This window comes from Terrabacter sp. 05T424 (assembly GCF_056396225.1).
Window position 1 is genome coordinate 130,302 of sequence record NZ_JBFTLB010000010.1, and the last position, 8,389, is coordinate 138,690.

The 8,389-nt window shown below is 71.2% G+C and carries 9 protein-coding genes; 2 read left to right on the plus strand and 7 right to left on the minus strand.

Annotation, left to right across the window (positions count from 1 at the left end; all coding sequences use genetic code 11):
* Positions 1-33: 33 nt before the first annotated feature.
* The 7 genes from AC1DE0_RS18900 to ald all read right to left on the minus strand — a co-directional run bounded on the left by AC1DE0_RS18900 (position 34) and on the right by ald (position 7,025).
* Complete coding sequence (locus AC1DE0_RS18900) at positions 34-1,116, minus strand: prephenate dehydrogenase (protein ID WP_478104051.1); 1,083 nt, start codon at positions 1,114-1,116, stop codon at positions 34-36.
* A gap of 45 nt (positions 1,117-1,161) precedes the next feature.
* Complete coding sequence (locus AC1DE0_RS18905; RefSeq protein WP_478104055.1) at positions 1,162-2,109, minus strand: pseudouridine synthase; 948 nt, start codon at positions 2,107-2,109, stop codon at positions 1,162-1,164.
* Entirely contained in the window at positions 2,106-2,762 is a 657-nt protein-coding gene (gene scpB / locus AC1DE0_RS18910) for an SMC-Scp complex subunit ScpB (protein ID WP_478104060.1), read from the minus strand. Before scpB ends, AC1DE0_RS18905 begins: the two co-directional genes overlap by 4 nt.
* Complete coding sequence (locus AC1DE0_RS18915; RefSeq protein ID WP_478104063.1) at positions 2,755-3,870, minus strand: segregation and condensation protein A; 1,116 nt, start codon at positions 3,868-3,870, stop codon at positions 2,755-2,757. The genes scpB and AC1DE0_RS18915 overlap by 8 nt, the downstream gene beginning before the upstream one ends.
* Before the next feature lie 14 nt (positions 3,871-3,884).
* The gene (locus AC1DE0_RS18920; RefSeq protein WP_478104090.1) at positions 3,885-4,832 is read right to left on the minus strand and encodes a ParA family protein; all 948 of its coding nucleotides are present in this window, start codon (positions 4,830-4,832) and stop codon (positions 3,885-3,887) included.
* A gap of 97 nt (positions 4,833-4,929) precedes the next feature.
* Positions 4,930-5,913, minus strand: a complete 984-nt coding sequence (locus tag AC1DE0_RS18925) for a site-specific tyrosine recombinase XerD (protein WP_478104093.1) — start codon at positions 5,911-5,913, stop codon at positions 4,930-4,932.
* Positions 5,910-7,025 carry an alanine dehydrogenase gene (gene ald, locus AC1DE0_RS18930; protein ID WP_478104066.1) on the minus strand — a complete coding sequence of 372 codons (1,116 nt, stop codon included), beginning with the start codon at positions 7,023-7,025 and terminating at the stop codon, positions 5,910-5,912. The genes AC1DE0_RS18925 and ald overlap by 4 nt, the downstream gene beginning before the upstream one ends.
* A gap of 204 nt (positions 7,026-7,229) precedes the next feature.
* Between ald and AC1DE0_RS18935 the strand changes: the two genes are divergently transcribed.
* Positions 7,230-7,529, plus strand: coding sequence for a hypothetical protein (locus AC1DE0_RS18935; RefSeq protein ID WP_478104069.1), 300 nt, complete (start codon positions 7,230-7,232; stop codon positions 7,527-7,529).
* Positions 7,526-8,137: a hypothetical protein gene (locus tag AC1DE0_RS18940; protein WP_478104073.1), complete on the plus strand. Its 612-nt coding sequence runs from the start codon at positions 7,526-7,528 to the stop codon at positions 8,135-8,137. Before AC1DE0_RS18935 ends, AC1DE0_RS18940 begins: the two co-directional genes overlap by 4 nt.
* The last annotated feature ends 252 nt before the right edge of the window (positions 8,138-8,389 follow it).

An 8,389-nucleotide genomic window follows, 5' to 3' on the forward strand; every position in this document is an offset into this window, starting at 1 on the left:
CCGGTGACCGACAGGGCCACGGCCCCGCCCGGGTCAGTCGTGCAGCCTCCAGCCGAGGCGCGTCAGCTCGGCCCGCAGCGGCTCGACCGACGCCGGAACGACCGAGACCTCGGCCACGCCGACAGCCTGGCCCAAGCCGTGCTCGAGGTGCAGGTCCTCGAGGTTGATGCCTGCGTTGCCCATGTCGCCGAACAGCCGCCCGAGCGAGCCGGGCTCGTCGGGGACGATGACAGACACCACCTCGTATGCCGCCGGCGCAGCGCCGTGCTTGCCGGGGATGCGCGCGTGGCCGAGGTTGCCGGCCTCGAGGACCCGGCTCAGGGTGCCGAGCGACCCTTCGCCGTCCGCCTCCACGAGCGCGTCCAGGGCGCGGACGACGTCGTCGACCTGGTCGCGCACCTGGCGCAGGACGTCGCGCACGGCCGGCGCGTTGCCGGCGAGGATCTGGGTCCAGAGCCGTGGGTCGCTGGCAGCGATGCGCGTCACGTCACGCAGTCCCTGCCCGGCGAGGCCGACAGCCGACTCGGGAAGCTCGCGCAGGCACGCGGCGACGATGCTCGCAGCGAGCTGCGGCACGTGCGACACGGCGGCCACGGCTTCGTCGTGCTCGTGGGCGGGCATGACGCGGACGGCGCTGCCGACGGCGGTCGCGATCTCACGCACCCGCCGGATGGCGGCGTCGGTCGAGGCCTCGTGCGGCACCACCACCCAGGCTCGACCGTCGAAGAGGTCGCCCCGGGCCGCCGCGGTGCCGGACCTCTCGCGCCCGGCCATCGGGTGCGAGCCGACGTAGCGGCTGGAGTCGGCGCCCGAGTCGAGGATGTCGGCCAGCACCGCCTCCTTGACCGACGCGACATCGGTGACGACGGCGTCGGGCCAGCGGTTGAGCGCGGCGATGACGGTCTGGGCCGCCACGTCGGGCGGCGCGGCGACGACGACGACGTCGGGGGCGTCCGTGATCTCGTCGGCGATCTCTCCGGCCCGCAGGTCGCGCGCGAGCCTGACCGCCGTCGGCGACGGGTCTTCGAGCGTGACGCGGAAACCGTTGCCGGACAGAGAGATTCCGAGGCTGGCCCCGATCAGGCCAACCCCGACGATGCGGACGTGCGTGGTCACCCCGTCAGCGTAGCGAGGCCGTCACACCGCGGACGAAGGAGTTGGTCACAGCCCGGCGGCCTTGTAGAGAGCACCGATCTCGGCCTTGTTGAGACGGCGCGTGCGCCCCGACTTGAGGTCGGCGAGGCGGATCGGGCCGACCTCGGTGCGGACGAGCTCGACCACCGGGTGGCCGACCGCTTCGAGCATGCGTCGCACGACGTGCTTGCGTCCCTCGTGCAGCACGACCTCGACCATCGCCTTGCCCGGCTGGTGGTCGACGATGCGGAACGAGTCGACGGTGACGGGACCGTCCTCCAGCTCGACGCCCTCACGCAGGCGCTTGCCCACGTCACGCTGCACCGGCCCACGGATCGTCGCGATGTACGTCTTCAGCACGCCGTATGCCGGGTGCTGGAGGCGGTGGGCGAGGTCGCCGTCGTTCGTGAGCAGCAGCAGGCCCTCGGTGTCGGCGTCGAGGCGACCGACGTGGAAGAGGCGCTCCTCACGGTTGCCGACGTAGTCGGCGAGCGAGATGCGGCCGAGCTCGTCGTTCATCGTGGTGACGACGCCCTTGGGCTTGTTGAAGGCGAGGTAGACGCGGTCCTCGTCGAGGTTGACGCGCACCCCGTCGACGTGGACCACCTGGGTGCGCGGGTTGATGCGGACCCCGAGCTCGGTGACGACCTGGCCGTCGACCTCGACGCGGCCCTGCTCGATGAGGTTCTCGCAGACGCGGCGTGAACCGACTCCCCCGGCGGCCATCAGCTTCTGGAGCCGAACGCCCTCGGGGTCGTGGACGTCGATCTCGGGCGTCGCGCGGCGCTCCGGGAGCTTCGTGGGCTGGCTCGCCTTGGTGGAGCCGGCGAACCGTGGGCCCGCGGCCGCGCCGCCCTTGGAGGCCTTGCCCCCACGGGCTGCCCCGCTGCGGGTCGGGGCGCCACGGCCCTTGGCACCGCTTGGCGCCGAGCCCTTCTTGCGGGGCTGGCGGGGGGACCTGGAGTACTCGCTCATGCGTGTCCTTCCTCGATGAGCTCGTCGATGACGTCGGCGTCCGGCAGGTACGGCGCGAGGGCCGGGAGGTCGTCGATCGACGAGAGCCCCATCCGCTGCAGGAAGTAGGGGGTGGTGCGGTAGAGGAGGGCGCCGCTCTCGCCGACGTCCTCGATCTCCTCGATCAGGCCTCGGGACGTCAGGGTGCGCACGACACCGTCGACGTTGACGCCGCGGACGGCGCTGACGCGGGCGCGTGACACGGGCTGGCGGTAGGCGATGACGGCGAGCGTCTCGAGCGAGGCCTGGGTGAGCTTGGCCTGCTGCCCGTCGAGCACGAACTTCTCGACGACGGGCGCGAAGTCGGAGCGGCTGTAGACCCGCCAGCCCCCTGCGACACTGCGCAGGGTGAACCCGCGCTGCGCGGAGGCATACTCCTCCTCGAGCGCCTCGAGGTGGCTGCGGACGTCGTCGACGGGCAGCTCCAGGGCCGACGCGAGCGCGACCTCGGTCACCGGCTCGTCGACGACCATGAGCACGGCCTCGAGAGCTGACCGGGCGCCGCCCGGGAAGTCGTTGATGTCGAAGGCGATCTGCTCGTCGGCACCCTCGCGGTCGTCGAGCACCTCGGGCTCGTCGGTCGCGTCAGGCCCCTGCGCCGACTGGTCACTCATCGTCTGTTCCTCCTCCGAGGGCGGCGGATCCACCCACGTCGCGTGCTGTGTCGTGCTCTGCCGCGTCGGACTCCGGCGCCCCGTCCTCTGCCCCATCGTCCGCCTCGCCGGGCTCGCCGTCGACCTCGTCCAGCTCGTCGAACTCGTCGTCGATGGCAACGTCACCGACGTCGGTGCCCGTCCAGCGGATGTCGAGCTCGCCGAGCGCCTCGGCCTGCTCGAACGCGATCGCGGCCTCCTTGAACAGCTCGAGCAGTGCGAGGAAGCGGGCCACGATGACCAGCGTGCTGTCGGCGTCGGCCACCAGGCTGCGGAACGACACCTGGCCCCGGCTTCGAACGCGCTCGACGATGATCGCCGCCTGTTCGCGCACGCTGACCTGGGGCGCGTGCAAGTGGTCGAGCCCGACAGTCGGCGGGATCCTGGGCGTCATGGCGCGGGCGGCGATGCGCGCGAACTGCTCTGGGGTGACGGCGATGATGAGCTCGGGGAGCAGGCTCGTGAACTCCGCCTCGAGGCCGGCTTGGCGTGGGGTGATGCGCCCAGCCGTGGCCATGCGGTCGCGGAAGGTGTTCGCGATCTCCTTGTACGCGCGGTACTGGAGCAGTCGCGCGAAGAGCAGGTCGCGGGCCTCGATGAGGGCGAGGTCCTCGTCGTCCTGCGGTCCCGACTGCGGCAGCAGGCGGGAGGCCTTGAGGTCGAGCAGGGTCGCGGCGATGAGGAGGAACTCGGAGGCCTGCCCGAGGTCCCAGTCGGCGTCGGCGGCCTGTGCGGCCTTGATGTGCGCGACGAACTCGTCGGTGACCCGGGCCAGCGCGACCTCGGTGATGTCGAGCTTGTGCTTGCTGATCAGGCCGAGGAGCAGGTCGAAGGGGCCGGAGAACACGTCGAGGTGCACCTCGAACGGCGCGGCCGAACGGCGCGTGATGACGCCCCCGGGAACGAGGTCGTCGTTCGATCCGCTCTTCGGCCTGGCGCCGGGCGCGCGTTCGGGCCCGACGTTCGCGTGGTCGACAGGTCCGGTGGCCTGCTCGTTCATCGGCCCGCCCGCGGGCACGCCGGCGTGGGGGTCGACCGCGTCGCGGTCAACGGTGTCCTGCCCGACCATCAGCTCACTGCGGATCAGGCTGCGCCGCCGCGCGAGATGAGCTCGCGGGCGAGCTGGCGGTACGCATTCGCGCCAGAATGGTCGGACGAGTACGAGGTGATCGGCTCGGCGGCGAGCGTCGCGTCGGGGAACTTCACCGTGCGGCTGATGACGGTGTGGAAGACCTGGTCGCCGAAGTGGTCGACGACCGAGCGCACGACCTCGCGGCTGTGCAGCGTGCGGCTGTCGTACATCGTCGCGAGGATGCCGTCGACCTGCAGGCGCGGGTTGAGGCGGTCGGTGATCTTGTCGATGGTGTCGATGAGCAGCGCCACGCCGCGCATCGCGAAGAACTCGCACTCGAGCGGGACGATGACCCCGTGCGCCGCGGTGAGGGCGTTGACGGTGAGCAGGCCGAGCGACGGCTGGCAGTCGATGAGGATGACGTCGTACTCGTCGACGACGGGTCGCAGCACACGGGCCAGGATCTGCTCGCGTGCGACCTCTCCGACGAGCTGCACCTCGGCCGCCGACAGGTCGATGTTGGCCGGCACGAGGTCGAGGTTGGCCGTGCGGGTCGGCTGGATGACGTCGTGGATCTCGTGGCCACGCTCGATGAGGAGGTTGTAGATCGTCGTGTCGAGCTCTTGGGCGTTGACGCCCAGGCCGACCGACAGGGCACCCTGCGGGTCGAAGTCGATGACGAGCACCTTGCGCCCCAGCTCGGCCAGCGCCGCACCGAGGTTGATCGTCGTCGTGGTCTTGCCGACGCCGCCCTTCTGGTTGCACATGGCGATGATGCGCGCCGGACCGTGGCTCGAGAGCGGCGCCGGGTTGGCGAAGTCGGGCAGCGGACGCCCGGTGGGGCCGATCGCGCCGGAGCCGGCCGATTCGGTGCCGGGGAGCTGGGCGACGGGGACGGGGACGGAGCTGAGGGTGGGGTGACGAGGCGGAGCGGGGTCTTCGGACGGCACGGACTGCATGCTCTGCTGTGACTCCTCGTTCACCGGGTGTTCCACTCCGCTCGGCGTTGCCCCTGGGATGCTGCGGTCAGCCTCTCGCTGATCACGTGTGACCCTATCAGCGGGCACGGGGGTGGGCGCCCGCATACACCTCGCGGAGTCGGTGCACGGAGACCATCGTGTAGATCTGCGTCGTGGTCACCGAAGCGTGCCCGAGCAGCTCCTGCACGACGCGCACGTCGGCGCCTCCGTCGAGCAGGTGGGTGGCGAAGGAATGGCGCAGCGTGTGCGGTGAGACGTGCTCGAGGTCCGCGCGGGTGGCCGCACGTTGGATGATCGCCCATGCGGACTGGCGTGAGAGCCGGGCCCCGCGCTGGTTGAGGAAGAGCGCCGGACCCCCCTTTCCGTGCGTGGCGAGGGCCGGACGGCCCCTCACCAGGTATGCCGTCACGGCCTCGAGCGCGTAATGCCCGACCGGGACGACTCGCTCCTTGCCGCCCTTGCCGTGCAGCCGGACGGAGCCGACTCCCCCGCCCGCGGGCGCGCCTGCCCGCGGGTCGGAGGGATCCGCGCTCTCGAGGTCGTCGACGTCGAGGCCGACGGCCTCGCTGATGCGCGCGCCGATGCCATACAGCACTTCGAGCAGCGCACGGTCACGGAGCGACTCGGGCGTGTCGCCGACCGATGCGGCCGCGAGGAGCCGCTCGACGGCGTCGACGGGGATGGCCTTCGGAAGGCGTGCGGGCGGTTTGGGCGGGGCGACGTTGGCGGCAGGGTCACCGGCCACCTCGCCCTCGAGAGCGAGGAAGCGGTGGAAGCCGCGCACGGCCACGAGGGTGCGGGCCGCCGAGGAGGCGGCGAGGCCACGCTCGCGCAGCGAGGCGAGGAAGTCGGCGACGTCGGCCTCGGCGACCAGGCCGGCGTCGTCGATGCCCTTGGCGGCCATGAACGTGCAGTAGCCACGGAGGTCGCGCGCGTAGGACTTCAGCGTGTTGTCCGAGGCGCCCTTCTCCACCCGGACGTGGTCGAGCCACCCGCGGACGTCGCGCTCGAGACGCGTGACCCGTGCCGCGGGTGGCTCGGTGGCAACCGGCTGGGTCAGGACAGCGCCTCGTCGAGGCTGATCGCCGACATGCCGTGTGCCTCCGCGACCCCGCCGTAGGTCACGTGGCCGTCGTGGGTGTTGAGACCGAGGCCGAGCGCGTGGTCGCTGCGCAGGGCGTCGCGCCACCCCTGGTTGGCGAGCTTGACGGCATACGGGAGCGTCGAGTTCGTCAGGGCGTACGTCGAGGTGTTGGGCACGGCACCCGGCATGTTGGCGACGCAGTAGAAGACCGAGCTGTGCACCATGTAGGTCGGGTCGGCGTGCGTCGTCGCGTGGCTGTCCTCGAAGCACCCACCCTGGTCGATGGCGATGTCGACGAGCACGGAGCCCGGCTTCATCTGCGACACCAGCTCGTTGGAGACGAGCTTGGGCGCCGCCGCGCCGGGGATGAGCACTGCGCCGATGACCATGTCGGCCTGCAGCACCTGCTCCTGGACCGTCAGCTTCGACGAGGCGAGCCCGTGGACCTGGTTGTCGTAGCGCCAGAACGACATGCGCAGCTTGTCGAGGTCGGTGTCGAGCAGCGTCACGTCAGCGCCCATGCCGAGCGCGATGTTGGCGGCGTTCTGGCCTGACACGCCCGCGCCGAGGATGACGATCTTGGCGTTCGCGACGCCACCGACGCCTCCCATGAGCACGCCTCGCCCGCCCTGGGCGCGCATGAGGGCGTGCGCGCCGACCTGGGGTGCCAGGCAGCCGGCCACCTCGGACATCGGGTAGAGGAGCGGCAGCGCGCCCGAGGTCAGCTGCACGGTCTCGTACGCGATGCCCGTGACCTTGCGCTTGACGAGCTCTTCGGTGAGGGGCTTGTCGGCCGCGAGGTGCAGGTAGGTGAAGAGGGTCAGGCCCTCTCGCATGCGGTGGTACTCCTCGGCCACGGGCTCCTTGACCTTGAGCACCATGTCGGCCTCGCCCCAGACGTCGTCGGCCGAGCCGATGATGCGTGCGCCCGCCGCGACGTAGGCCTCGTCGCTGATCTGCGATCCGACGCCGGCGTCCTTCTCGACGAACACCTCGTGCCCGTGGTCGGTGAGCTCGTGCACGCCGGACGGGGTGATGGCCACGCGGTACTCGTGGTTCTTGACCTCGCGGGGGATGCCGACCTTCATGCTGTTGCACTTCCTTCCGGGCTGTCGCCGCCCGGCGCCGTTGCCGAGGCGGACAAGGGTCCCTCTCGGGGCCGCGAGCCAACTGTATCCACGGCCGTCACGCCCAGGTCACGTGCTCGGGCAAGTCCGCCCGGACGGTATGCCGTCTCTGCCACGGTGTGTCCACCCGGCCCCTGGCGGCCGCCGAGCAGCGAGGAGTCGACGGTGACCGCCCCGCCACCGAACGAGCACTACACGTGGCCGACGGCCCCGGCCGGTGCTGGGCGACCCCGGACCCGCGAATCCGGGCAGGCGACCCTGGCGGACTCACCGGGGCACACGCCGACCCGGCGTCAGGGCGCCTTCGTCGGCACGGTCTTCGCCGTGGCGGCGGCAGGGACCGCGATCGTGCGGGTGCGTCCGTTCGCGCAGGGCTTCCTGCTGGCCTGTCTTGTCGCCGGCCCGCTCGCCGTCGTGCTCCTCATGGTGCTGCTGATGCCGTTCTTCGCCACCATGGGACCGTGAAGGTCTACGCAGACAGTCTCGCCCGCCGCACGCGGCAGATCCTGGCCGACGTCCTGATGCTCCTGTGGATCGGCATCTGGGTGTACGCCGGCCGTCAGGTCCACGACACGGTGCAGGCCCTGCAGGGGCCCGCCGACTCGATCACGTCGGCGGGCAGGTCCGTCAACGGCGCCCTCACCGGAGCCGGCGACCAGGCCGGCCAGATCCCGCTCGTCGGCGACCAGCTGAGGACGTGGCTGACGCAGGCTGCGGGGTCGGGCACCACGCTCGAACGCGCTGGCACGTCGATGGCCGGCACCGTCGAGACGCTCGCGGTCGGACTCGGTCTCGCGACCGCCCTCATCCCGATCCTGGTGGTGCTCGTGGTGTGGCTCTGGGTTCGGGTTCGCTTCGTGCGCAACGCAACCCGTTCACAACGCTTCATCGACGCCGGCGAGGACCTCGACCTGTTTGCGCTCCGGGCCATGGCGAGCCAGTCGATGAGCGCTCTCGCGAAGGTGTCGGACGACCCGGCCGGAGCCTGGCGCCGAGGGGACCACGACGTGATCCGCCAGCTCGCCCTGCTGGAGCTGCGCGACCAGGGACTGCGCCCCCCGCCCGGCTACTGAGACGACGCCACCCACCAGTCGAGTGCTCAGTTCCCGACGCCACCCGCCAGTCGAGTGCTCAGTTCCCGACGCCACCCGCCAGTCGAGTGCTCAGTTCCCGACGGGCGGATTCAGGCGGTGGGTGCAACACCGTTGATGTCGTTGTCGGACAGTAGCCGCTCGAGCTGCTCGGCGGGGGTGGCCCACTGGTGGCGTTTGCGGGGTCGTCGGTTCATCTCGGAGGCGACATTCGCCAGGATGCCGGCGCCGTGG